We start from the raw sequence: 23,894 nt of genomic DNA on the forward strand, positions 1-23,894 counted from the left end.
CCCGCACCCACCAGGAACGGAGTTCCCCCATGTCCACCATCAGCAAGCGGCTGCGAACGCTTGTGGCCACAGGCGCCCTCGTGACCACTGCGGCCCTCGTGCTCGCCGGCTGCGGCGCCCGCGCAGGCGACGCCGCCCCCGAAGCGGAGCCCGCCGATGCGGGCAGCTGCATCGACACCTCCGGCGACACCATCAAGCTCGGCTTCCTCAACTCCCTCACAGGGGGGATGGCGATCTCCGAGAAGACCGTCTCGAACGTGCTGCACATGGCGGCGGACGAGATCAACGCCTCGGGCGGCATCCTCGGGAAGCAGATCGAGTACATCCAGGAGGACGGCGCCACCGACTGGCCCACCTTCGCGGAGAAGACCGAGAAGCTGCTCACGCAGGACTGCGTCGGCGCGATCTTCGGCGGCTGGACCTCGTCCTCCCGCAAGGCCGTCAAGCCCGTCGTCGAGGAGCACAACGGCCTGTTCTTCTATCCGGTGCAGTACGAGGGCCTCGAGGCGTCGCCCAACATCTACTACACGGGCGCGACGACGAACCAGCAGATCATCCCGGCGATGGACTTCCTCGCTGCGCAGGGGGTGAAGACGCTGTTCCTCGCGGGCTCCGACTACGTCTTCCCGCGGACCGCGAACGCGATCATCAAGCTGTATGCGGCCGAGCTCGGCATCGAGATCGTCGGCGAGGAGTACGTGCCGCTCGACAAGGACGACTGGACGACGCAGGTCGCGAAGATCGTGGCGGCCAAGCCGGACTTCATCTTCAACACCATCAACGGCTCGTCGAACGTCGGCTTCGTCAAGGCCTACTACGACGCGGGGCTCTCGCCCGAGACGACGCCGATCATCTCGGTGTCGATCGCCGAGGAGGAGGCGCCGGCCATGGGGCACGAGGTCACGGGCAACTACGCGTCGTGGAACTACTTCCAGTCGCTGGACACCCCGAACAACCCGAAGTTCATCGCGGACTGGCAGGCCTACCCCGGCAGCAGCGGAGTGACCTCCGACCCGATGGAGGCCGCGTACATCTCGCTCTACCTCTACAAGGCCCTGGTCGAGAAGGCCGGCTCCTTCGAGGTCGACGCGGTGAACGCCGCGGCTGCGGCCGGCGGCATCACCTTCGACGCACCCGAGGGCACCGTCACGCTGGACGGCGAGAACCACCACATCTCCAAGCCCGGTCACATCGGCAAGATCAACGCCGACAACCAGTTCGAGATCGTCTGGGAGTCCGACGGGTTCATCGAGCCCGACCCGTACCTCTACGGGTACGACTGGTTCCCCGCCGACGTCCGCGACTCGCTCGTGGCCTCTGCGGGCTGATCATCCCCACGGGATGCGGGGCTGCGTGCCGGAGCCGGCCCGGAGCCCCGCATCCAGAACACCCTCTCGGAACCCGCACCCGCACCCGCACAGAGAGCGACTGCACGTGGACGCATTGATCCCGCCGCTGCTGAACGGCACCGCACAGGGTGCGCTGCTGCTGCTCGCAGCGCTCGGCCTGTCTCTGACCTTCGGCCAGATGGGGGTGATCAACATGGCGCACGGCGAGTTCCTCATGGCGGGCGCCTTCGTCGCCTATCTGACCCAGCTCATCATCCCCTCGAGCGACATCTCGATCCCGGTGGCGCTGCCGCTCGCGTTCGTGGTCGCGGGCATGCTCGGCCTCCTGCTCGAGATCAGCGTCATCCAGTGGATGTATCGACGGCCCCTCGACACCCTCCTCGCGACGGTCGGCGTGAGCCTCATCCTGCAGCAGGTCGCGCTGCAGATCTTCCCCGCCCAGGGCGTCCCGGTCGAGAAGCCCGGCTGGCTCGACGGGCAGCTGGGCGTCCTCGGCTACGAGTGGCCTCTCCGCCAGGTGTTCACCATCGTGCTCGCGGCGGTCTGCGTGGCGGCTCTGGCCGCGTGGCTCAAGTACACGTCCTTCGGTCGCCGCATCCGCTCGACCGTCGAGAACCGCGACCTCGCGGAGACCGCCGGCATCCCCACCCGATCCGTCGACCGGATCACCTTCTTCGTCGGATCGGGCTTCGCCGGGGTCGCCGGAGTCGCCGCGTCCCTCATCGGAGGCACGAACTCCCAGATGGGCGCGCAGTACATCATCCCCGCCTTCCTCGTCGTGGTGGCCGGCGGGATCGGTCAGCTCAAGGGCACCGTCATCGCCGCGTGGGTCGTGGGCGTCGCCTTGGCCTACTTCGCCGACTGGACGACCGGGAGCCTTGCGCAGGTCCTGGCCTTCGTCCTCGTGGTGGTCTTCCTGCAGATCCGGCCCCAGGGGCTGTTCACCGTGCGCACAAGGAGGCTGGCGTGACGAAGCTCAAGCCGTGGCTGTCTCTCATCGGCATCGGGGTGTTCGCCGTGCTCCTCCTGGCGGTCGCGCCCTCGCTGCTCTCGATGCACTGGATCAACAACCTCGGGAAGTACTGCTGCTGGGCGATCGTCGCGGTGGGCATCGGCCTGGCCTGGGGCCGGGGCGGGATGCTCGTGATGGGCCAGGGCGTCTTCTTCGGCCTGGGCGCCTACTCGATGGCGATGCACCTCACACTGGAGACGGCCGGGCCCGACAAGGTCCCGACGTTCATGGTGCTGTACGACCCGCTGGCGCCGCTTCCCGTGTTCTGGGAGCCGTTCCGCAGCGAGGCGTTCACGCTGGCCGCCATCGTCCTGCTCCCCGTGATCGTGGCGTCGATCCTCGGCTTCGCGCTGTTCAAACGGAGGGTCAAGGGGGCGTACTTCGCGATCCTGACCCAGGCGCTCGCCGTCGCGCTGGCCGTCCTCGTCAGCTCGACCATTCGCGAGACGGGCGGTGACACGGGGCTCAGTGGCTTCAAGTACTTCTTCGGCTTCGTCCTGAGCGACGACGCGAACAAGGTCATGATCTACACGATCGCGGCCGCGCTGCTCATCCTGTGCCTCATGCTCGTGTGGCAGCTCTATCGCAGCCGCTTCGGCGAGCTCCTGCTCGCCACGCGCGACGCCGAGGAGCGCGTGAGGTTCCTCGGCTACGACCCGGCCAACGTCAAGCTGGTCGCCTTCGTGATCGCGGCGGTGATGGCCAGCATCGGCGGCGCGATGTTCGTGCCCATCGTCGGCATCATCACGCCGGCGGAGATCGGAGCCTCCGCCTCGATCCTGATGATCGCGGGAGTGGCGCTGGGCGGACGCGCCTCGCTCTTCGGCCCGGCCCTGGGCGCCATGGCGATCGGGTGGGGGCAGTCGACCCTCGCGTCCAGCTGGCCCGGCGGGTGGACGTACCTCCTCGGCCTGCTCTTCATCCTCGTGACCCTCTTCCTCCCGATGGGGCTCTCGTCGCTCGTCGGCAGGGTGAGGGGTCTGATCCGGCGCTCGGGCGGCACGCCGGCCCCGGCGGCCGTCTCCCCGGCGCCCGAGCTCGAGGAGGTGACGAGGTGACGGTGCTCGAGACCGGCGCCGTCGCCGAGACCGCGTCGCTCGTCGTCACCGATCTGCGCGTCGAGTTCGACGGGTTCGTCGCCGTGGGCGGCGTCTCGTTCGACGCCCACGCGGGCGAAGTGCGCTTCCTCATCGGGCCGAACGGTGCGGGCAAGACGACCTGCATCGACGCGATCACCGGCCTGTCGAAGGGCACAGGCTCGGTGCTGCTGGGCACGACCGAGATTCTCGGCAAGCCCGTGCACAAGGTCACCCGCCTGGGCATCGGCCGCACCTTCCAGACGGCGAGCGTCTTCGACCAGCTCTCGGTGCTGCAGAACCTCGACATCGCGGCGGGCATCCATCGCTCGTCGTGGTCACTCGCGAGGGCGCGCCGGGGCGTTCCGGATGCCGTCGAGTCGGCGCTGGCCGAGGTCGGCCTCGAGGAGCAGCGCTCCACTCCCGCCGGCATCCTGTCGCACGGGCAGAAGCAGTGGCTCGAGATCGGGATGCTGCTCGTGCAGGATCCGCGCGCGCTGCTGCTGGACGAGCCCGTCGCGGGAATGAGCCACGACGAGCGCACCGCGACGGGAGAGCTGCTTCAGCGCATCGCGAAGCGACGCATCGTGCTGGTCGTCGAGCACGACATGGACTTCATGCGGCGCTTCGCCTCGCGGGTGACCGTCCTGCACCAGGGAAAGGTGCTCAGCGAGGGATCCGTCGGCCAGGTGCAGGCCGATCGGCGTGTGCAGGAGGTCTACCTGGGGACCACCGCGACACCGCCCGGCGCCCCGCTCCGTGAGCTCCACGAGGAAGGGACGTGACGTGCTCGAGCTGAGCCATATCGACGCGGGGTACGGCAGGACCCGCGTCCTGCACGACGTGAGCGTGCCCGGATCCGACAACGTGGTCGCCGTGCTCGGCCTCAACGGCGCCGGCAAGACGACGCTCTTGCGCGTCGCGATCGGCCTCATCCGGCCCGTCCGCGGGGTCGTGCTGCTCGACGGCGAGGATGTCACGTCGCTGTCGCCGCACAAGCGGGTCGCCCGCGGCATGGCCTACGTGCCGCAGGGCCAGCAGTCGTTCACGCAGCTGACGACGCGGGAGAACCTCCAGCTCGTCGCCGACGGGCGCCGCAACGGCAGGAGGATGCTCGAGGAGGTGCTGGAGCGCTTTCCCGCGCTCGCACAGTTCTCCTCGCGCAAGGCGGGCCTCCTGTCGGGCGGCCAGCGCCAGCAGCTGGCGATCGCGCGCGCGCTCATCACCGAGCCCCGGCTGCTCATCCTCGACGAGCCGACCGAGGGCATCCAGCCCTCGATCGTGGCCGAGATCGAGGCGACGATCGTGCAGCTCGCGACCGAGGGCATCAGCGTCCTGCTCGTGGAGCAGCACATCGGGTTCGCGCTGGAGGCCGCCGACAAGTACGTCGTGCTCGCGTCGGGCGTCGTCACGAGCACGGGAGAGGGCGGCGTCGCGGCGCAGCGCGGTGTGCGGGAGGCCATGACGATCTGATCCGCGGGCACCCCCGCCGCCGTTCGACCCCGCAACGCATCCGTAACACGGAAGCGCCACAATGAGCGCACGCGGTGGGGCGTGCGGAGCGCGGGGAGTTGCGGCGGTGACGAGAGCAGACGGCGCACGGGCGGCGGCCGAGGACAGCCTCGAAGACTACGCCTTCCGCTATGTGCCGCGCAGCTTCCGCCGCTGGAGCGCAGGCTCGGTCGGCATCATGGCGCTCGGCTCGATCGCCTTCCTCGCCGACTTCTCGATCGGGGCGAGCATCGGGCTCGAGCACGGCACCGGCAACGCGCTGCTCGGCATCCTGCTCGCCTCCGTCATCATCTTCGTCGTCGGAGCGCCGATCGCCTACTACGCCGCCCGCTACAACATCGACCTCGACCTGATCGCCCGAGGATCCGGGTTCGGCTACTACGGTTCGGCGATCACGACCGTGGTCTTCGCCCTCTTCACCTGCATCTTCTTCGCACTCGAGGGCGCGATCATGGCGCAGGGGCTCCAGGTCGCCGTCGGCCTCCCGCTGCCGGTCGGGTACCTCGTCTCGACGGTCGTCGTGATCCCGATCGTCATCTACGGCATGCGCGCGCTCGAGCGGCTGCAGTTCTGGACCACGCCGCTGTGGCTCGTGCTCGCGCTGCTGCCGCTGCTGTGGATCGTCGTCTCGGACCCCGAGGCCGTGCGGGCGTTCGTGATGTTCACGGGCGACTCCGACGGCGAGTTCGACTTCGGCGCCGTCGTCGCCAGCGCCGCGGTCTGCTTCGCGCTCATGCCGCAGCTGGCGGAGCAGATCGACTACATCCGCGCCATGCCGCCTCGCACGCGGCGCAACGGCCGCACCTGGTGGGTCTCTCTCCTGTTCTCGGGACCCGGATGGGTGATCTTCAGCGGCACGAAGCAGGTGATCGGGGTCTTCCTCGCGGTGTACCTCGTGACCAGGATCGATCCCTCGCTGGGTCGGCGCGCGACCGAGCCCGTCATCCAGATCCTCGGGCTCTACGAGTCGCTCATGCCGGAGTGGCTCGCCATCGCGCTCGCGCTCGTGCTCATCGTGATCGCACAGGTGAAGATCAACGTCACGAACGCCTACTCGGGGTCGCTGGCGTGGTCGAACGTCTACACGCGCGTCACCAAGACCTATCCGGGACGGTCCGTCTTCATCTTCTTCAATCTCGCGATCGCCCTCGCCCTGATGCTCATGGACGTCTTCAGCCTGATCGGGTTCGTCCTGAGCCTCTACGCGAACGTCGTCATGTCGTGGCTCGTCACGATCGCCGCCGACATCGTGATCAACAAGTACGTGCTGCGGCTCTCTCCCCGCATCCCCGAGTTCCGCCGGGGGATGCTGCACGACTGGAATCCCGTCGGCCTCGTCTCGGTCGGCCTCGCCTCGCTGCTGTCGCTCGCCGCCTTCGCGGGACTGTTCGGAGAGGAGGTCCGACCCTACTCGGTTCTGATCGCGATCTGCGTCGCGGTCGTCACGACACCCCTGATGGCGATCGCGACGCGCGGGCGCTTCTATCTCCGCCGCAGGTCCGACGGCATCGCCCTGCCGCTGCTCGACGACGACGGCAACCCGTCGGGAGTGCGCCTGCGGTGCCACGTCACTGGCTACACCTTCGAGCGGCCGGATATGCTGGCCTCGGCCGAGAACGGACCGGGCGGGGAGGTGCAGTACGTCTCGTCACTCGCTCTCACGCTCGACGGCTCCGACCGGTTCGTGCTGCCGCCCGAGCCGTCCATCACGGCCCGGACGACGAGGCCCCCGCCGCGTGCGTGGATGAGGCGGCGCGCGCAGAAGGGGAGGGCCTGATGGTGGAACCTGCAGACACTCCCACCGCGATCCTGGCGTGCGCCGCGGACCTGCTGCGCGAGAACATGTTCGACGACATCTCCTACGGGGCGCTCGGCGACGCCGTGGGGGTCTCGGAGCGCACCGTGTACCGGCACTACCCGACGCGGTCGCATCTGCTCGAGGCCCTCGCCAGACGCATCGAGGAGCGGGAGTTCCCGCTGCGGCCGTTCGTGTCGATCCCTCAGTTCGAGGCGGCCGTCCGCGCACGCTTCCACGACTACGACTCCTCCCCGGCATTCGCCTTCGTGTGCGCCCGCGCGGCGACCATCTCCCCGACGATCGACGCGGAGCCGGCGTTCCTCTCCCGCGCGATCGAGGCCCTGCTGGCCATCCATGCGCCGACCCTGAACATGCGCGACCTGCGACGGCTCACCGCGACGTTCCAGTACTTCGCGTCCGCGCAGTTCTGGGCGCGGATGCGCACGGGCTTCGACATGAGCGCGGACGAAATCGCCGACGTCTTCGACCGGACCGCCCGCACCGCGCTCGACGCGGCGAGCGCGGGGCGTCCGAGCCGCGCACCGAGCGGGGATGCCTCTCGCACGAACCGCCGGGACGCCCCGTGAGCGGCCCGCCGTACGCAGGCGAGTCAGAGCTCGAGCAGGAGATGAGCCGGACGCAGGAGGCGATCGTGACGGCCTACGCCGACCTGATCGAGGAGCTGGGAACCGACGACGTCTCGTTCCGCCTCATCGCGCGGCGCGCGGGCGTGAGCGAGCGGACGGTCTTCCGCAGCTACGGCACCCGGACCGACCTCCTGCTCGCGACGGCGGCGTGGATCGAGCGCCGGATCTTCACACGAGAGCACTCTCCCTCGGTGTTCGACGCTCCGCTGGCCATCCGCAGCGCGATGCACGCGTACGCCGAGCGTCCCGAGCTCGCGCACGTCGTCGCGGAGGCCACGATGCGCGGCGTCGCCGGGGCGACGCCCACGCCGCGCCGCGCCGAGCTCGATCAGCTCCTCGCACAGGAGGCGCCCTCCGTCGACGAGGCCGAGCGGCGCGCCGTGAGCGCTGCGCTCTCGCACATCGACTCCGCGGCCATGTGGGTGTCGCTGCGCCGCGAGCTGGGCATGGACGCCCGCGACATCGCGGATGCCGCGGCCTGGGCGGCCGAGGCCGTGCTCGACCCGATCAGGGATCGCGTCGGCTGAGCACGCGTCTCACTCCTCGAGCACCAGGCGGTAGCCCATGCCCTGCTCGGTCACGAGGTGCCGGGGGCGGGCGGGATCGGGCTCGAGCTTCTTGCGCAGCTGAGAGATGTAGAGCCGCAGATAGCCCGAGTCCGCGACCTGCTCCGTGCCCCAGATGTCCTTCAGCAGCGTCTCCCTCGCGACGAGGGCGCCCGGCGTGCGTGCGAGGAACTCCAGCATCCGCCACTCCGTCGGCGTGAGGTGCACGGGCGCGTCGGCTCTGCGCACCTCCTTCGCCGCGAGATCGACGGTCACGTCCCCGAACCGCACGACGGGCTCGGACGGGTGCGGCGTCGCCCTCCGGCCGAGCGCCCGCACGCGCGCGAGAAGCTCGTCGATCTGGAAGGGCTTCGTGACGTAGTCGTCGGCTCCGGCATCCAGCGCCTCGACCTTGTCGGCGGAGCCGATGCGTCCCGACACCACGATGATCGGCGCGTCGGTCCAGCTGCGCAGCGCCGCGATGACCCGCACGCCGTCGAGCCGCGGCATCCCGAGGTCCAGCAGCACGAGATCGGGACGCGTGTGCGCCGCGAGGGCGATCGCGGCGGTGCCGTCGGGCGCGGCCACGACCTCGTGCCCGTGGGCTGCGAGCGTGATCCGCAGCGCGCGGACGAGCTGCGGGTCGTCGTCGGCGATGAGGATCCTCACGACGCGTCCGCCGCGACGACGGGAGAGGATGCCGCCACCGGCAGCGCGACGACCATCGTGAGGCCGCCGCCCGGGGTGTCCTCCGGGACGAGCGTCCCGCCCATCCCCTCGGTGAACCCCTTCGAGAGGGCCAGGCCCAGGCCCAGCCCCGTCGTGTTGTCGGTATCGCCCATCCGCTGGAACGGCGCGAACATCTCGTCCTGCCGGTACGGAGGGACGCCGGGGCCGTGGTCCGCGATGCGCAGCTCGGTCGTGTCTGCGACCCGGCGCGTCGACACGACGACCCGTGCGCCGGCCGGGCTGTGGCGATGCGCGTTGGCCAGCAGGTTCACGGCGACGCGCTGGAGGAGGACGGCGTCGGCTCGGACGAGCGGAAGCGCAGGATCGAGGGCGAGCTCGACGTCGGCCGGTCCGAGCGAGAGCTCGTCGAGGGCTGCGAGCAGCACGCCCGCGGCATCGACGGGCGCGAGCGAGACCCCGAGCACGCCGGCCTGCACGCGGCTCACGTCCAGGAGGTCGGTCACGAGCGCCGTCAGCGTCGCGAGACTCTCGTCGGCCGTGTCGACGAGCTCGCGGCGGTCCTCGGCCGACAGCGGCGGACCGTCTGCGCGAAGGCCGCCCACGGCGGCCACCGCCGCGGCGAGCGGCCGGCGCAGATCGTGGCTGACCGCCGACAGCAGGGCGCTGCGCACGAGATCGGTCTCGGCGAGCGCGCCGGCCTCGCGCGCCGCCTCGGCGAGATCGCTGTGCTCGAGCGCGGCGGCGAGCTGTGCGACGATCGCGTCGAGCAGTCGCCGTTGCGAGGCGTCCACATCCGCCCCGTTCAGCTCCAGGACGGCGCGCACGGCATCCGGCGCTCCCGCGTCGCCGACGGGGATGCGGGTCGTCGTGCCGTCGGGCGCGGGCTCCCCGGCCGCGGCGACGACGGTCCCGTCTCGGCGCACGAGCCGGACCTGCGACATCCGGAACGCCTCTCGCGTGCTCCCGACGAGAGCGGGGACGGCGCTCTCGCCGCGCAGGACGCTGCCCGCGACCGTCGCGAGCAGTTCGGACTCGGCTGCCGCGCGCTGCGCGGCGCGCGTGCGGCGGGCCGCCTGGTCGACGACCCAGCTCACGAGCACGGCGATCACGATGTAGAGCAGGAGCGACACCGCGTGAGAGGGATCGGCGATCGCGATGTCGTTCAGCGGTGCGACGAGGAGGAAGTCGAGCGTGAGACCCGACAGGACGGCGGCGAACAGCGCCGGCCAGATGCCGCCGATGAGGGCGACCACCACGACGAGGAGCTGGTAGGCCAGCACGTCGGCCGTAATCGTGTCGTCGCGTCTCACGCTGAACAGGAGCCACGACAGCAGCGGCCCGCCCAGGATCGCGACGGCGAAGCCCAGGACGCGGCGCCGGACGCTCAGCGCCCCGCCGCGCACGCGCAGCATCTCGAACGCCGTGCCGACGCCGGGTGCCCCCACGCGCCGCTCCCGCTTTGCCACTGCGCCCCCGGCCGGCTCAGGCCCGCGAGAGCGCGTCCTCGAACGCGACCCATGCGAGCATCGCGCACTTCACCCGGGCGGTGTACTTCGACACCCCCGACAGGGCGGCGGCATCCCCGAACTCGTCCTCGTCGAGCAGGACGGTGCCGCGAGAGCGCAGCGCCTCGCGGAAGTGGTTGACGAGGACGGATGCCTCGCCCCGCGGCAGCTCGCGGACGACGCCGTCCGGGTCCTTCGCGACGAGCTCGGCGAGCATCGACGCCGACGCCTGCGAGATCGAGCATCCCGCGCCCTCCCACGTCACATCGCGCACGACGTCGCCGTCGACGCGGACGCGCACCTCGATCTCGTCGCCGCAGATGGGATTGCGCTGGTGCGAGCTGGCCGTCGCGCCCTCCTCGGGGGCGAGGCCGAACCCCACGCGGCGCTTCGCGTGGTCGAGGATGAGCTCCTGATACAGCGCGTCGAGGCTCATCGCGCGACTCCGAAGAACGAGCGGATGCCCGACACGGCGTCGAGGAAGGCGTCGACGTCGGACGCGGAGTTGTAGAGCGCGGCGCTCGCGCGCACCGATGCCGTCATGCCGAAGCGGCGGTGCAGCGGCTGTGCGCAGTGGTGGCCGACGCGCACCGCGATGCCCCGCGCGTCGAGGAACTGCCCGGCATCGTGCGCGTGCACCCCGTCGACCTCGAACGCGCACAGCGCGACCCGCTCGGCGCCGTCGGCGTCGCCGAGGAGGCGGATGCCGGGGATCTCGCGCAGACCCGCACGCATGCGCTGCTCGAGCGCCGTCTCGTGCGCGTGGACGGCGTCCATCCCGATGCCGTCGAGGTAGCGGACGGCCGCGGCGAGCCCGATGGCCTGCGAGACGGGCTGCGTGCCCGCCTCGAACCGCTGCGGCGGCGGAAGGTACTCGGCCTCGTCGAGCGTGACGGTCGTGATCATCGACCCGCCCGTGAGGAACGGAGGAAGCGCCTCCAGCACGTCGCCGCGCCCGTAGAGGCCCCCGATGGCGTACGGCCCGAGCATCTTGTGACCCGAGAACACGGCGAGGTCGACGTCGAGCGCAGGCAGGTCGAGGGGGACGTGCGGCGCGGACTGGCACGCGTCGAGCACCGTGAGGGCTCCGGCATCCCTCGCGAGCGCGACGAGGGCCGCGACCGGGTTGACGATCCCGAGAACGTTCGACACGTGCGGGAACGCGACGACGCGTGTGCGGGCGCCGATGATCTCGGCGGCGCCGTCGAGATCGAGGGTGCCGTCGTCGCGGACGGGGATGTGCCGCAGCACGGCGCCCGTGCGGGCGGCGAGCTCCTGCCACGGGATGAGGTTCGCGTGGTGCTCGGTCTCGGTCACGACGAGCTCGTCGCCCGGCCTCAGGGCGAACCGGGCGCTGGCGGGAGCGCCGCGCCCGAGCGACGCGTTGCCGAGGGAGTACGCGACGAGATTGAGGCCCGCCGTCGCGCCGCTCGTCCACACGAGCTGCTCGGGGGCCGCCCGGACGAACCCGGCGACGGTCTCGCGGGCCTCTTCGAACAGGACGGTCGCCTCGGCGGCGAGCGTGTGCGCGCCGCGGTGCACGGCCGCGTTGGCGGAGGTGAGGAATCCGACCTCGGCGTCGATGACGGCCTGCGGCTTCTGGCTCGTCGCGGCGGAGTCGAGATAGACGAGCCCGTCGTGGGAGGCCAGGAGCGGGAAGTCCGCCTTGAGGGCCGTCGCGTCGAGGGTCGTGGAGCTCATCCATCCAGGCTACGCGGGATGCCGCGCCCCCGGGCCGGCGGACCTCCGTCGCATGTCACGGCCCTTCGAGGCTCGACCTCTCCGTGATCGAGACCGGGCCGGTCGCGGGCTCGAACGGCTGACCCGCCCGCTCCTGTCCGGGAAGCGGCCGCGACCGGCGTCCGTAGATGAGCTCGGACGAGTCGAGCAGCCACGGCACGAGCGTGATCGTGACGCCGTGGATCAGCATGAGCTGCTGCGCGATGCGCCGTGCGCGCCGGTTGTGCAGGAGCGTCTCCCACCAGTGGCCGACGATGTACTGGGGCAGGTACACGGTCACGACCGACGCGCCGTGCTTCTCGCGGTACTGCGTGATGAACTCGGCGATGGGCTGCGCGTAGTACCGGTACGGAGAGTCGATGATCGCGAGGGGGACCGGCATCCCGTGCTCCTTCCACTCCCGCTGCAGCGCGTCGGTGTCGGACTTCGTGACGCTGACGTGGATCGCGAGCGTCTTGTCGTGCTTCGCCGCGAGGGCGTAGTCGATCGCCTTCGCGACGGGCTTCTGCAGGCGATTGACGAGGATGAGCGCGAGATCGCCCGTCGAGCCGAAGCGGGTCCGGTCGTCCATCGCGATCTCGTGCTCGACATCCCGGTAGTACCGGTTCACGCCGATCATGAGCGTCGCGATGATCGGGATGGCGAGGAAGACGAGCCATGCGCCGTGCGTGAACTTCGTGATCGTGACGATGACGAGCACGAGGACGGTCAGCGTCGCGCCGATCGAGTTGATGACGAGACCCTTGCGCAGGGCGAAGGTCTCGGCCCGCACGGCCTCCTCGGCCCTGGCCGCCTTCGAGAACCCGCGGATCTGGCCGAGCCCGCGCAGCCAGTGCCGGATCATGCCGATCTGCCCGAGCGAGAACGAGACGAAGACGCCGATGATGTATAGCTGGATGAGGTTCGTGAGGTTGGCCTGGTAGACGACCAGCACGGCGATCGCGACGATGCCCAGGATGATCATGCCGTTCGAGTACACGAGGCGGTCGCCCCGCGTGTTGAGCGCCTTCGGGGCGTAGCCGTCCCGCGCGAGCACCGAGCCCAGCAGCGGGAACCCGTTGAACGCCGTGTTCGCGGCCAGGAGCAGGACGCACGCCGTCGCCGCCTGCACGATGAAGAACGGGATCGAGCCTGCGCCGAACGTCGCGGCCGCGACCTGCGCCATGAGACTCGGCTGCACGAGGCTCTCGCAGTCGAAGCCGACGAGGTGGCAGGGGTTCTCGGCGTAGTGCACGCCCGAGACGAGCGCGATCGTCGTCAGCCCCGCGAACAGCAGGATCGCGATCGTCCCCATGAGGGTCAGCGTGGTCTGGGCGTTGCGGATCTTGGGCCTGCGGAACGCCTGGATGCCGTTCGAGACCGCCTCGACTCCCGTGAGGGCGGAGCATCCGCTCGAGAAGGCCCGGAGCACGAGGAGGATGACCGCGACCTGTGTGAGGTCGTCCGCCTGCACGGCGAACCCGGCGCTCGAGGCGACGGGCGGATCGCCCAGGGCCCACCGGACCAGCCCGACGACGATCATGACGCCGACCGAGCCGATGAACACGTACGTCGGGATCGCGAAGGCGCGGGACGCCTCGCGCACTCCCCGCAGGTTCACGATGACGACCAGGACGACGAACCCCACGGCGAGCTCGACCCGGACGGGGTCCAGCGACGGGATCGCCGAGATGATGTTGTCGACTCCCGAGGCGACCGACACCGCGACGGTGAGGACGTAGTCGACCAGGAGTGCGGCGGCGACCACGACGCCGGGCACCTCGCCGAGGTTCGTGCGGGCGACCTCGTAGTCTCCGCCGCCGGACGGGTACGCCTTGACGAGCTGCCGGTAGCTCAGCACCACGACGACGAGGAGGACGATGACGGCGGCTGCGACCCATGGGCTGAACGCGAGGAACGCCGTGCCGCCCACGAGCAGGATCATGAGCAGCTCCTGCGGAGCGTACGCGACGGAGGAGAGCGCGTCCGACGCGAAGATCGGCAGTGCCATGCGCTTCTGCAGCAGGTGCTCGTCGGCGTGCTCGGAGGAGAGAGGATCGCCGATCAGGAGGCGTTTCGCGATCGGTGTCTCGGTGATCGGCGCGTCTGTTGCCTGGTCGCGGCTGTCGTTCGTCACGGCGGGCGATGTTACCTGTGGGGATTCTATGGGGCCGGGTCCGGACGGGGATCCTCACGAAATCCTTACGGCCGCCGCCCTCCCGGCGCTCGCCGCGACGCGTTCAGGCGAGGAACTCGCGAGCCGCGACGACCAGAGCATCGACCCCGCGCTCGATCGTCGGGTGGAGGACGGGCGCGAAGTACGGCGAGTGGTTGGTGGGGATGTCGGACGCGATGCGGTCCGCCGCGAGGGCGGCCGCGTAGACGGCCGGGTCGACGCCGCCCCAGAACCAGAACACGAGCGGCACTCCCGCCTCCCGGGCGAACCACGAGACGTCCTCCGATCCCGTGAACATGCCGGGGTCGACGACGGTTCCCTCGCCGAAGGCCCTGTCGAACGCGAGGGTCAGTCGCGCGGTCGCATGGACGTCGTTGATCGTCGGGGGGAGCGTGTGGTCGACGTCGATGACCGGCGGCTCGTCGGCACCGGATGCCGCGGCCTCCGCCCGCACGACGCGCTCGACCTTCGCGAGCACGCGCTCACGCGCCGCGTCGTCGGGGTACCGAAGGCTCAGCTCGAGCCGGGCCTCGGCGGGGATGATGTTGTGCTTGAGTCCCGCGTGGATGGAGCCGACCGTCACGACCGCGACGTCCCGGGGGTCGACCTCGCGCGACACGATCGTCTGCAGCCGCATGACGGTCGCCGCCGCCATGACGACGGGGTCGATCGTCGCGTGCGGGCGTGAGCCGTGCCCGCCGCGGCCGAGGAGCGTCACGGTCAGGGCGTCGGATGCGGCCATCTGGGTTCCCGAGCGCACGCCGATCGTGCCGGCGGGCAGCGGGGTGACGTGCTGGCCGAGCACGATGTCGGGCCTGGGGAAGCGGTCGAGCACGCCGTCGGCGATCATCGCCCGCGCACCCGCGCCGTGCTCCTCGGCGGGCTGGAAGACGGCCACGACCGTGCCCGACCACGTGTCCGTCGCGCTCGCGAGTCGTTCGAGGGCTCCCAGCAGCGCCGTCACGTGCAGGTCGTGGCCGCATGCGTGCATGACGGGGACGTCGTTGCCCGCGGGATCCGTGCCCCGTGCCGTCGATGCGTACTCGAGGCCCGTGAGCTCTCGCACGGGCAGCCCGTCCATGTCGGCGCGCAGCCATACGACGGGCCCCTCGCCGTTGCGGACGACCGCCGCGATCCCGGTCCTGCCGATGCCCTCCTCGAACTCGATGCCGAGCTCGGCGAGGTGCCGCGCGACGACCCCCGCCGTGCGGGTCTCCTGGAAGGACAGCTCGGGATGCCGGTGCAGGTCGACGTACAGGGCTTCGAGGTCGATCGTCATGCGGAGAGCCTACGCGGGCCGCGGCATCCGTCCTCTCCTTGGCCGGTCCGCCCGCGTCAGGAAGCCAGGCGAGCCGTCGAGCCGCGCACGATGAGCTCGAACGGCAGAGGCCCCGGCGGGACGGGCGCGGACCCGGCGTCCTTCGCCTCGAGCTCGGCGAGGATCGCGTCGGCGGCGCGCTCGCCCTGGCCCAGGGGGAACTGGTCGACCGTCGTGAGACGGAAGAAGTCCCCGAGCTCATGGCCGTCGATGCCGACGATCGAGAGGTCCTCCGGCACGCGGTACCCGAGGTCGCGCGCGGCGAGGAGGGCCCCGATCGCCATCTCGTCCGACGCGGCGAAGATCGCGGTGGGGCGCTCGCCGGGGCGTCCGAGCAGCTGCTTGGCCGCGCGGAAGCCGCCGGCGACCGTGAAGTCGGCGGGCTCGTAGAGGGCCGAGCGGTCGGGGATGCCGGCATCCGCGAGCGCGTGCTCGAAGCCCTGGCGGCGATGCGTCGGGATGTGGAAGTCGATGTCGAACTCGGGGCTCGCGCCGATGTGCGCGATCTCGCGGTGCCCGAGGGCGAGCAGATGCTCCGTCGCGAGGCGCGCGACGGCGAGGTCGTCGACCGTGAGGGTCGTGAGCCGGGCGTTCGGCCCGCCGATGGCGATGACGGGAAGCCCCAGCTCGAGAAGCCGGTCGGTCTCCTGCTCGCCCAGCTCGATCGAGATCGCGATGACGCCGTCCACGCGCTGGCGGCGCAGGAACGTCTCGAAGATGCTGCGCCGCGCGTCGCGATCGGCCGTCAGGTTGTAGAGCGTGATGTCGTAGCCGCGGCGCGTGAGGGCCGACGCGACGCCGCTCAGGACCGTCGAGAAGAACCAGCGGTCGAGGTACGGCACGAGCACGCCGATGTTGCGCGTCCGCCCCGATGCGAGGCTCGACGCGGACGACGACACGACGTAGCCGAGGGCTTTCGCGGCGCTCTCCACCCGCGCACGCGTGACATCGGACACGTGTCCGCGACCGCTGAGGGCCCGCGAGACGGTCGCCGTCGAGACGCCCGCGTGACGGGCGACGTCATCGATGCTGACCACGACTGCCGCCTTCCGGCTCGGGTTGTTCAGTCCAGGACGAACCATACCGTCGTGTCGGGGGCGACGATCGAGCCCTCGACGGCGGCGCTCGCCGCGACGACGCGCGCCGCGCCGCCCGCGATCGACAGGTCGAACGGGTCCTCGCCCAGGTTCGCGACGACGTGGAGGCGCTCGCCGCGGCGCAGCGCCACGACGTCGTCGCCCCACTCGAGCCACTCCAGCCGCACGTCCTCGTCGCCCAGGTCCTCCGTGCGGCGCACAGCGAGGAGGTGCTCGTACAGCGAGAGCGTCGATCCGGGCGCATCGCGCTGCACGTCGCGCGCGTGCTCGGCCCACTCGGCGGGCTGAGGCAGCCACGAGGCACCCGTCGGGCTGAAGCCGTAGGCGGGCGCGGCGGCGTCCCACGGCAGCGGGACGCGGCATCCGTCGCGCCCGTAGCGCTCGCCCGCCGTGCGGAACCACGTCGGGTCCTGACGCGCGTCGTCGGGGATGTCGATGACCTCGGGGAGCCCGAGCTCCTCGCCCTGGTACAGGTACGCCGAGCCCGGGAGCGCGAGCATGAGCGCCGTCGCGGCCCGTGCGCGCCGCAGTCCCAGCTCGGCGATCGGCTTGCCGGGGGAGTCCGGGCCGATCCCGTGTCCCTGAGGGTTCTCGGCGGTCAGCGCGAGCCGCGACGCGTGCCGGACGACGTCGTGGTTCGAGAGCACCCACGTGCTGGGCGCGCCGACGGCGGAGTACGCGCGCAGCGACTCGGCGATGACGGCGCGGAGCTGGGCGGCATCCCATTCCGTCTCGAGGTACTCGAAGTTGAAGGCCTGATGCATCTCGTCGTGACGCACCCACAGGGCCGTCTGCTCGATCGTCGGCAGCCACGCCTCGGCGCACAGCGCGCGGTCGCCGTCGTACTCGGCGAGCACGGCACGCCAGTCGCGGTAGACCTCGTGGACGCCCGGCTGACCCCAGTACGGGACGGACGCGTCGTCTCCGCCCATCGAGCCGGAGGCGGGGTCGGGCGTGTAGTCGGGGAGGCCGTCCTCCTTGACCAGGCCGTGCGCGACGTCGACGCGGAACCCGTCGACTCCGCGATCGAGCCAGAAGCGCAGGATGCGGCGGAACTCCGCCCACACCTCGGGGTTCGACCAGTCGAAGTCGGGCTGCGACGAGTCGAACAGGTGCAGGTACCACTGCCCCGGCGTGCCGTCCGCCTCCGTGACGCGCGTCCACGCGGGGCCGCCGAACACGGACTCCCAGTTGTTGGGCGGCAGCCGGCCTTCGTCGCCCTTGCCGTCGCGGAACATGTAGCGACCGCGCTCGGGCGAGCCGGGAGCGGCCGCGAGCGCCTGCTGGAACCACGCGTGCTGGTCGGACGAGTGGTTGGGCACGAGATCCACGATGACCCGGATGCCGCGCCCGTGCGCCTGCGCGAGCATCTCGTCGAAGTCGGCCAGCGTGCCGAAGAGCGGATCGACGTCGCAGTAGTCGGAGACGTCGTAGCCGGCATCCCTCTGCGGCGACCGCATGAACGGCGAGAGCCAGATCGCGTCGATGCCGAGCCGCTGCAGGTCGTCGAGGTGCGCCGTCACCCCGGGGAGGTCGCCGATGCCGTCTCCCGAGCTGTCGGCGAACGAGCGCGGGTAGATCTGGTAGATGACGGCGGTGCGCCACCACTCGCGAGAAGCCATGCGGAACAGGCTACATGCAAGCGCTTGCAGGTCGCGTCCCCGCGTAGTCTGGGCCCGTGCAGACACCCGAGCTCGCCCGCGCCGAATCGCTCATCAGGACGATCCCCGACTACCCCGAGCCCGGTGTCCTCTTCCGCGACATCACGCCGCTGCTCGCGGATGCCGAAGCGCTCCGCGCGACGATCGACGCCATGATCGAGCCGTTCGCGGGGCAGTTCGACGTCGTCGCGGGCATCGAGGCGCGGGGGTTCCTGCTCGCGGGCGCCGTCGCGATGGCGGCGGGCGTGGGACTCGTTCCGATCCGCAAGGCGGGCAGGCTGCCGCGGCCCGCGGCATCCGTCTCGTACGCCCTCGAGTACGGCACGGCCACGATCGAGGCGCACGACGACATCGCGGACGGCACGCGCGTGCTGCTCGTCGACGACGTGCTCGCGACGGGCGGCACGATCCAGGCCGCCCATGCTCTCGTGCCCGCGCTCGGGGGAGTCGTCGTCGCGACGAGCGTGCTCATGGAGCTCGTGGCCCTCGGCGGCCGCGCGATCGTGCCGGACGTGCACGCGCTGTTCGCGGCCTGAACCGGCGCCGTCACCCGGCCCGCACGCGCCGCCCTCGCACGTGGACGGCGGCGACGGATGCCTCGCGCATGCCGAGCAGCAGCGTGAACAGGTGCGACTTCGGCCCCTGCTCGGCTGCGAACGCGAGGGTCTGCGCGAACCCCTCCTGCCGTGACGGGTCGATCACGACGAAGTCGGCCTCCTTGCCGACGTCGAAATTGCCGAAGACGTCCTCCTGATCGAGCGCCCGCGCACCTGCGAGCGTGCCGAGGAACAGCAGCTGCGCGGGATCGAGCGCCTTCGCGAGCAGCCCCTCCTCGCTCATGTGCGCCTTGTACGCGTCGTTGAGGACGCGCGGGATGAGCCACTCGTCGCCTGCGCCGACGTCGGTGCCCATCGAGACCGTGACCCCCGCGCGCACGGTGCGCCGCCACGGCATCGTGCCGCTGCCGAGGAAGAACTGCGACGTCGGGCAGTGCGCGATCGACGATCCCGTCTCGGCGAGCCGCGCGAGCTCGCGGTCCTGCGTGTGCACCGCATGGGCCAGGATGCTGCGCCGCCCCAGCAGCGTCTCTCCGCCGCGCTCGGAGCCGGGGAGGAAGCGGCCGTCGTACGTGTCGAGGTAGTCCCGCACGCCGAACAGGTCGCGCACGACCGCGATCTCGCCGTCGCCGGGCCGGTTGTTCTCGTTGAGATGCGAGTGGAAGTACACGCCGGCCTCGCGCGCCGAGCCGTAGAGGTCGCCGAGGCGGCGCAGCGTCTCGGTCGTGACCGAGAGGCTGAACCGCGGCACGACGGCGACCTGCGCGAGCGCGCGCCGCGCGTCGAGCACCCGTCCGGTCGCCTCGACGCCGTGCCAGCGGGCGATCTCGTCGGCCGTGAGCTCGATCGCGGCATCCTCGCTCGTCATGAGGGCCGCCGCCGACGGCGGGCCTGCGGTCTGGATGCCGCGTCCGCTCACGATGCGCAGCCCCGCCTCGAGGGTTCGCGAGAACAGCGCGTCCTGCGCCGCGGGGAACGCCGATCCGAAGACGAGCGCCGCCGTCGTGCCGACCGCGATGCGGCGCCCGACGAAGGCGCGCGCGACGAGGTCGGCGTAGACGGGATCGGCCAGGCGCGTCTCGGCGGGGAAGACGCACCGCTCGAGCCACTCGAGCAGCTCGCCGCCGCCGTAGGCGGCGGTCGTGAACGTCTGCGGGAAGTGCAGGTGCGTGTCGACGAAGCCCGGGACGAGGCATCCGCCCGTCTCCACCACGGTGTCGGCCGTGAGGGATGCCGGCACGTCGGCCCACGCTCCCGCGTACGCCACGCGTCCGTGCGCGTCGACGACGAGCGCGCCGTCGGGCACCGAGACGAGCGCCTTGCGCGACCGCTGCAGCGACGGCGCTCCCGCGATGTGGACGACGTGCCCTCGATAGATCGTCACGGCGCACCGTCCTTTCCTCTCCCCAGACTGGAGGGGCCGGATTGCGGGGAGGTTTCCGCCGGTAAATCCCTCGTTGCGGATGCCGGGGGCATCTCCCGCGCGGTCGCCTCGGGCGCGTACCTTCGTGCCACGGCGACGGGGCGTGGCCGCGCATCATGCCCCGTCACCAGGGGACCGCCCGACCGGAGGGATCGTGATGGCCACGACGGAGCAGGACGTCATGCCCGACACGAAGGCGGCCCGCCGCGCGGCCCGCACGTCCGACAACTCCGTCGACGGCATCCCCCCGCTCGCGCGGCTGTTCCCGCTGGGACTCCAGCACGTGCTCGCGCTCTATGCGGGCGCCGTCGCCGTGCCGCTCATCGTCGGCGGGGCCCTCGGCTACTCGTCGGCCGACCTCGCCTTCCTCATCAGCGCCGACCTCTTCATCGCGGGCATCGCGACGATCGTCCAGTCGATCGGGTTCTGGCGCTTCGGCGTGCGGCTGCCGCTCATGCAGGGCGTCACGTTCGCCGCCGTCGGGCCCATGATCGCGATCGGCCAGCAGCACGGCATCACGACGATCTTCGGATCGGTCATCGCGTGCGGCCTGTTCATGGTCCTCATCGCGCCGTTCTTCGCGCAGCTGCTGCGCTTCTTCCCGCCGATCGTCACGGGCACGGTCATCCTCATCATCGGCCTGTCGCTGATGCGCGTCGCAGCGGGCTGGATCACGACCGGCTCGACGCCGGAGAACCCGGGCGCACCGCCGATCAACGTCGCCTTCGCGTTCGGAACGCTCCTGTTCATCGTGCTCGTCGAGCGGTTCGCGCCTGCAGCCTTCGCCCGCCTCTCGGTGCTCCTCGGCCTCGTCGTGGGAACCGTCGTCGCGCTGCTCGTGCCCGGCATGGTCGACTGGTCGGGGGTCGCGGACGCCGGATGGTTCGCGCTCGTGACGCCGTTCCACTTCGGGCTGCCGGCGTTCGAGCTCGCATCGATCGTCTCGATGATCGTCGTCGGCGTCGTCATCATGACCGAGACGACGGGCGACATGATCGCCGTCGGCGAGATCGTCGAGAAGCCCGTCACGCGCAGACAGCTGGCCGACGGCCTGCGCGCGGACGGCCTCGGCACGGTGCTCGGCGGGATCTTCAACACGTTCCCCTACACGGCATTCGCGCAGAACGTCGGGCTCGTCTCCCTGACGGGGGTCAGATCGCGCTACGTCGCGACGATGGCGGGCGCGATCCTCGTCGTCCTCGGCCTCATCCCCAAGGTCTCCGCCGTCGTCGAAGGGGTTCCGCGCGCCGTCCTGGGCGGGGCCGGCATCGCGCTGTTCGGCATGGTGGCGGCATCCGGGATCCGCACGCTCGCGAAGGTCAGGTTCAACAACAAGAACGTCCTGATCGTCGCCCTCTCGGTCGGCGTCGCGCTGCTGCCGACCGTGACCCCCACGATCTACGACGAGTTCCCCTCGTGGTTCCAGCTCATCTTCGACTCCGGCATCTCGGCGGGCGCGATCGTCGCGATCCTTCTCAACCTCCTGCTCAACACGAGCGAGCTGCGCGCCGAGCACGCGGACGACCCCAGGATCGGCGCCTTCGACGGCGTGCGCGGACCCGCCGCCGCAGCGCTCGTGCACCCCGAGGCGGAGGGCACGGGTCTCATCGACACCGTCGTTCTCGACGAAGACCGGGAAGTGGCCGACCCGAGAGCCTAGGAAGGACTCGGCGCGGGGGTCAGAGCGCCCCCGCGCCGAGGTTGACGGGACTGCCCTCGATGTTGCCGACGATGCCGCGGATGATCCCCGCGCCGTCGGAGCCGCGCAGGCTGTCGTACCAGGCCCTCGTCACGTCGGGGTCGTAGCCGTGCGTCTCGTCGCCGCGGCGCCGCGCGCGCAGCACGAGGTCGCCCGCGCGCTCCGTGCGGGCCCGCTCGTAGCGCGCGAGGGTGTCTTCGACGCTCACCGTGTTGGTGGCGAACACGATGCCGAGCACGAAGGCGTCCTCGAGGGCCGAGCACGCGCCCTGGCCGATGTCGGGCGCCGTGTTGTGCGCGGCGTCGCCGAGGATCGCGACGCGGCCGCGCACCCACGTGTGGAACGGATCGATGTCCCAGATCTCGACGCGGTTGAGCGAGACGGCCGGATCGATCGCGGCCAGGAGCGCCTGCACGCCGGGCGCCCATCCGCCGAAGGCCTCGAGGAGGGGAGCCTTGCCGTCGGAGCGGTCGTACGGGAGCCCCGCAGGCTGCGGGATGTCGAACCAGAAGTAGAAGCGGTCGTCCGCGACGGGCATGACGGCGGCGCGCCTGCCCTCCGCGACGTACGTCGTCCAGTGGTCGGCCGGGCCGATCGCGGAGTCGACGGGGACGAGGCCGTTGAAGTTCGTGTACCCCGAGTAGGTGCGCTCGATCCTCGGCTCGGCCTGCGTGACGTAGTCCCGTGTGATCGACCGCGCTCCGTCGGCGCCGAGAAGCAGATCGGCGGTGTCGGTAGAGCCGTCGGCGAACGTCGCCGTGACTCGGCCGTCCTGTTCGTCCAGCGAGACCATCCGGCGGCCCAGACGGATGTCGTCGAGCCCGAAGCGCTCCATGAGCAGCGCCTGCAGATCTGCGCGGGCGACGGGATAGGGCCGCTGTCCCGTCTGCGTCGTGACCGGCGCGAGGCTGAACCGGGTGAGCAGCTCGCCGGTGTGCCCGTCGAGATACGCCATGTGGTCCATGCGACCGCCGAGGGCCGCGACCTCGTCGCCGAGCCCGAGCCAGTTGAGCACCTTGACGCCGTTGGACCACAGCGAGAGCGCCGCTCCTACGGGCCTGTTCTCGCGCATCTGGTCGTAGATCACGACGTCGTGTCCGAGACGCTTGAGCGCGATCCCGGCGCTCGTCCCGCCGATTCCCGCGCCGATGATGATGATCCTCATGACGGCACGCTACGGATGCCGTGTCACGGCGTCGTTTCGCGTCGGTGAAGACGCCGTGGCGGCGGTCAGCTCCCGCGGTAGGTCGAGTAGGCGAACGGGCTGAGCAGCAGCGGAACGTGGTAGTGCCGGCTCGACCCGTCGTCGGCGACCTCGACCGCGAACGTCACCGCGACGAACGGATAGAACGCGGCCGTGCCCTGCTCGGCGAAGTACTCGCGCGTGAGGAACGTGATCGTGTAGTCGCCGGCCGTCAGCTGCTCGGGCCCCAGCGACGCGCGGCCGTCGGGGTCGGTCACCGCCTGCGCGACGATCGTGCCGGAGGTCGCTGCGACGCCGTCGCCGGACGCCGTGGCCAGCACGACCCGGATTCCCGCGGCGGGGCGGCCGGCGGAAGCGTCGAGCACGTGGGTCGTGACATGGCTGGTCATGACGGGATCCTCTCGTCGGCGATCGTCGATCGCAGTCGCAGCAGCGCGATCTCGGCGAGCTGCCCGATCGCCTCGCGTGTCTCGTCAGCAGGATCGCTGCCGAGGCGCCGGTCGAGCGCGGCGAGGATCTCTTCCGGTGCACGCCCTGCCGCGCGGATGAGGAACACCCGTCCGAATCGGTCCTCGTAGGCGGCGTTGCCGGCGGAGATGCGCGCCGCGATGTCGTCGCCGGCGGTCGCCATGGCGGCCTGCTCGCTGCGGGATGCCGCGGCCTCGGCATCGTCGCCGCGCGGCCGCTCGCCGATGCGCGGATGGTGTGCGAGGGCTGCGTCGAGGTCGGCGCGGGTCCACGCGGATGCCGCATCCGCCGCCTTCTGCGCGAGGTCGCCGGCTGTTGGATACGGCCGCCCGGCCACGACGGCATCGACCCACGCAGGGATGGCGGCCCACACCGAGACGACGCGGGTCGCCTCGGCCGCCGGCAGAGCGTTGAACTCGGCGAGATGCATGCGGCTCA

21 protein-coding genes and 1 pseudogene are annotated in these 23,894 nt (G+C 71.0%); 10 read left to right on the forward strand and 12 right to left on the reverse strand.

Annotated features, from left to right (window positions below):
- Window positions 1–29 precede the first annotated feature (29 nt).
- From urtA to FHS08_RS07025, 8 genes are all read left to right on the forward strand, one after another.
- Window positions 30–1,328 (forward strand): urea ABC transporter substrate-binding protein, encoded by a 1,299-nt coding sequence (gene urtA / locus FHS08_RS06990; protein WP_167037138.1) that lies wholly within the window; start codon window positions 30–32, stop codon window positions 1,326–1,328.
- A gap of 106 nt (window positions 1,329–1,434) precedes the next feature.
- Window positions 1,435–2,319, forward strand: a complete 885-nt coding sequence (gene urtB / locus FHS08_RS06995) for an urea ABC transporter permease subunit UrtB (protein ID WP_167037141.1) — start codon at window positions 1,435–1,437, stop codon at window positions 2,317–2,319.
- Window positions 2,316–3,419 (forward strand): urea ABC transporter permease subunit UrtC, encoded by a 1,104-nt coding sequence (gene urtC / locus FHS08_RS07000; RefSeq protein ID WP_167037144.1) that lies wholly within the window; start codon window positions 2,316–2,318, stop codon window positions 3,417–3,419. The genes urtB and urtC overlap by 4 nt, the downstream gene beginning before the upstream one ends.
- On the forward strand, window positions 3,416–4,222 hold the full coding sequence (gene urtD / locus FHS08_RS07005; protein ID WP_341800340.1) for an urea ABC transporter ATP-binding protein UrtD: 807 nt from the start codon (window positions 3,416–3,418) through the stop codon (window positions 4,220–4,222). Before urtC ends, urtD begins: the two co-directional genes overlap by 4 nt.
- 1 nt (window position 4,223) lies before the next feature.
- Window positions 4,224–4,910 (forward strand): ATP-binding cassette domain-containing protein, encoded by a 687-nt coding sequence (locus FHS08_RS07010; RefSeq protein ID WP_167037147.1) that lies wholly within the window; start codon window positions 4,224–4,226, stop codon window positions 4,908–4,910.
- A gap of 61 nt (window positions 4,911–4,971) precedes the next feature.
- Window positions 4,972–6,726: a purine-cytosine permease family protein gene (locus FHS08_RS07015; RefSeq protein ID WP_243847245.1), complete on the forward strand. Its 1,755-nt coding sequence runs from the start codon at window positions 4,972–4,974 to the stop codon at window positions 6,724–6,726.
- The gene (locus FHS08_RS07020) at window positions 6,726–7,334 is read left to right on the forward strand and encodes a TetR/AcrR family transcriptional regulator (protein ID WP_167037150.1); all 609 of its coding nucleotides are present in this window, start codon (window positions 6,726–6,728) and stop codon (window positions 7,332–7,334) included. Before FHS08_RS07015 ends, FHS08_RS07020 begins: the two co-directional genes overlap by 1 nt.
- Entirely contained in the window at window positions 7,331–7,921 is a 591-nt protein-coding gene (locus FHS08_RS07025; protein ID WP_341800342.1) for a TetR/AcrR family transcriptional regulator, read from the forward strand. The genes FHS08_RS07020 and FHS08_RS07025 overlap by 4 nt, the downstream gene beginning before the upstream one ends.
- A gap of 9 nt (window positions 7,922–7,930) precedes the next feature.
- Here the strand turns inward: FHS08_RS07025 and FHS08_RS07030 are convergent, their stop codons facing one another.
- The 8 genes and pseudogenes from FHS08_RS07030 to FHS08_RS07065 all read right to left on the reverse strand — a co-directional run bounded on the left by FHS08_RS07030 (window position 7,931) and on the right by FHS08_RS07065 (window position 18,066).
- Window positions 7,931–8,608, reverse strand: coding sequence for a response regulator (locus tag FHS08_RS07030; RefSeq protein ID WP_167037153.1), 678 nt, complete (start codon window positions 8,606–8,608; stop codon window positions 7,931–7,933).
- Window positions 8,605–10,140: pseudogene (locus FHS08_RS07035) on the reverse strand (sensor histidine kinase); the annotation flags it as partial. The pseudogene FHS08_RS07035 and the gene FHS08_RS07030, both read right to left, overlap by 4 nt.
- Window positions 10,112–10,570 (reverse strand): Fe-S cluster assembly sulfur transfer protein SufU, encoded by a 459-nt coding sequence (gene sufU, locus FHS08_RS07040; RefSeq protein WP_167037156.1) that lies wholly within the window; start codon window positions 10,568–10,570, stop codon window positions 10,112–10,114. The gene sufU and the pseudogene FHS08_RS07035, both read right to left, overlap by 29 nt.
- Window positions 10,567–11,835: a SufS family cysteine desulfurase gene (locus FHS08_RS07045; protein ID WP_167037159.1), complete on the reverse strand. Its 1,269-nt coding sequence runs from the start codon at window positions 11,833–11,835 to the stop codon at window positions 10,567–10,569. Before FHS08_RS07045 ends, sufU begins: the two co-directional genes overlap by 4 nt.
- A gap of 55 nt (window positions 11,836–11,890) precedes the next feature.
- The gene (locus FHS08_RS07050; protein ID WP_341800343.1) at window positions 11,891–13,990 is read right to left on the reverse strand and encodes an APC family permease; all 2,100 of its coding nucleotides are present in this window, start codon (window positions 13,988–13,990) and stop codon (window positions 11,891–11,893) included.
- A 103-nt stretch (window positions 13,991–14,093) separates the two neighbouring features.
- A complete protein-coding gene (locus FHS08_RS07055; protein WP_167037162.1) occupies window positions 14,094–15,308 on the reverse strand; it encodes an amidohydrolase in 1,215 nt (404 codons plus the stop codon).
- Window positions 15,309–15,364: 56 nt separating this feature from the next.
- Window positions 15,365–16,384, reverse strand: coding sequence for a substrate-binding domain-containing protein (locus tag FHS08_RS07060; RefSeq protein ID WP_167037165.1), 1,020 nt, complete (start codon window positions 16,382–16,384; stop codon window positions 15,365–15,367).
- A gap of 26 nt (window positions 16,385–16,410) precedes the next feature.
- On the reverse strand, window positions 16,411–18,066 hold the full coding sequence (locus FHS08_RS07065) for a glycoside hydrolase family 13 protein (protein ID WP_167037168.1): 1,656 nt from the start codon (window positions 18,064–18,066) through the stop codon (window positions 16,411–16,413).
- Between the two features lie 56 nt (window positions 18,067–18,122).
- Between FHS08_RS07065 and FHS08_RS07070 the strand changes: the two genes are divergently transcribed.
- Window positions 18,123–18,641 (forward strand): adenine phosphoribosyltransferase, encoded by a 519-nt coding sequence (locus FHS08_RS07070; protein WP_167037171.1) that lies wholly within the window; start codon window positions 18,123–18,125, stop codon window positions 18,639–18,641.
- A gap of 10 nt (window positions 18,642–18,651) precedes the next feature.
- Here the strand turns inward: FHS08_RS07070 and FHS08_RS07075 are convergent, their stop codons facing one another.
- Window positions 18,652–20,046, reverse strand: a complete 1,395-nt coding sequence (locus FHS08_RS07075; RefSeq protein WP_167037174.1) for a guanine deaminase — start codon at window positions 20,044–20,046, stop codon at window positions 18,652–18,654.
- 196 nt (window positions 20,047–20,242) lie between these two features.
- Between FHS08_RS07075 and FHS08_RS07080 the strand changes: the two genes are divergently transcribed.
- Window positions 20,243–21,745, forward strand: a complete 1,503-nt coding sequence (locus FHS08_RS07080) for a nucleobase:cation symporter-2 family protein (RefSeq protein WP_243847246.1) — start codon at window positions 20,243–20,245, stop codon at window positions 21,743–21,745.
- A gap of 19 nt (window positions 21,746–21,764) precedes the next feature.
- Here FHS08_RS07080 and hpxO read toward each other — a convergent pair whose 3' ends face one another.
- From hpxO to uraD, 3 genes are all read right to left on the reverse strand, one after another.
- A complete protein-coding gene (gene hpxO / locus FHS08_RS07085) occupies window positions 21,765–22,949 on the reverse strand; it encodes an FAD-dependent urate hydroxylase HpxO (protein WP_167037179.1) in 1,185 nt (394 codons plus the stop codon).
- 65 nt (window positions 22,950–23,014) lie between these two features.
- A complete protein-coding gene (gene uraH, locus FHS08_RS07090; protein ID WP_167037182.1) occupies window positions 23,015–23,377 on the reverse strand; it encodes a hydroxyisourate hydrolase in 363 nt (120 codons plus the stop codon).
- A complete protein-coding gene (uraD, locus tag FHS08_RS07095) occupies window positions 23,374–23,886 on the reverse strand; it encodes a 2-oxo-4-hydroxy-4-carboxy-5-ureidoimidazoline decarboxylase (RefSeq protein ID WP_167037185.1) in 513 nt (170 codons plus the stop codon). The genes uraH and uraD overlap by 4 nt, the downstream gene beginning before the upstream one ends.
- Between the last annotated feature and the right edge of the window lie 8 nt (window positions 23,887–23,894).

The sequence above is a fragment of the Microbacterium ulmi genome (assembly GCF_011759705.1).
GTDB classification, from domain to species: Bacteria; Actinomycetota; Actinomycetes; order Actinomycetales; family Microbacteriaceae; genus Microbacterium; species Microbacterium ulmi.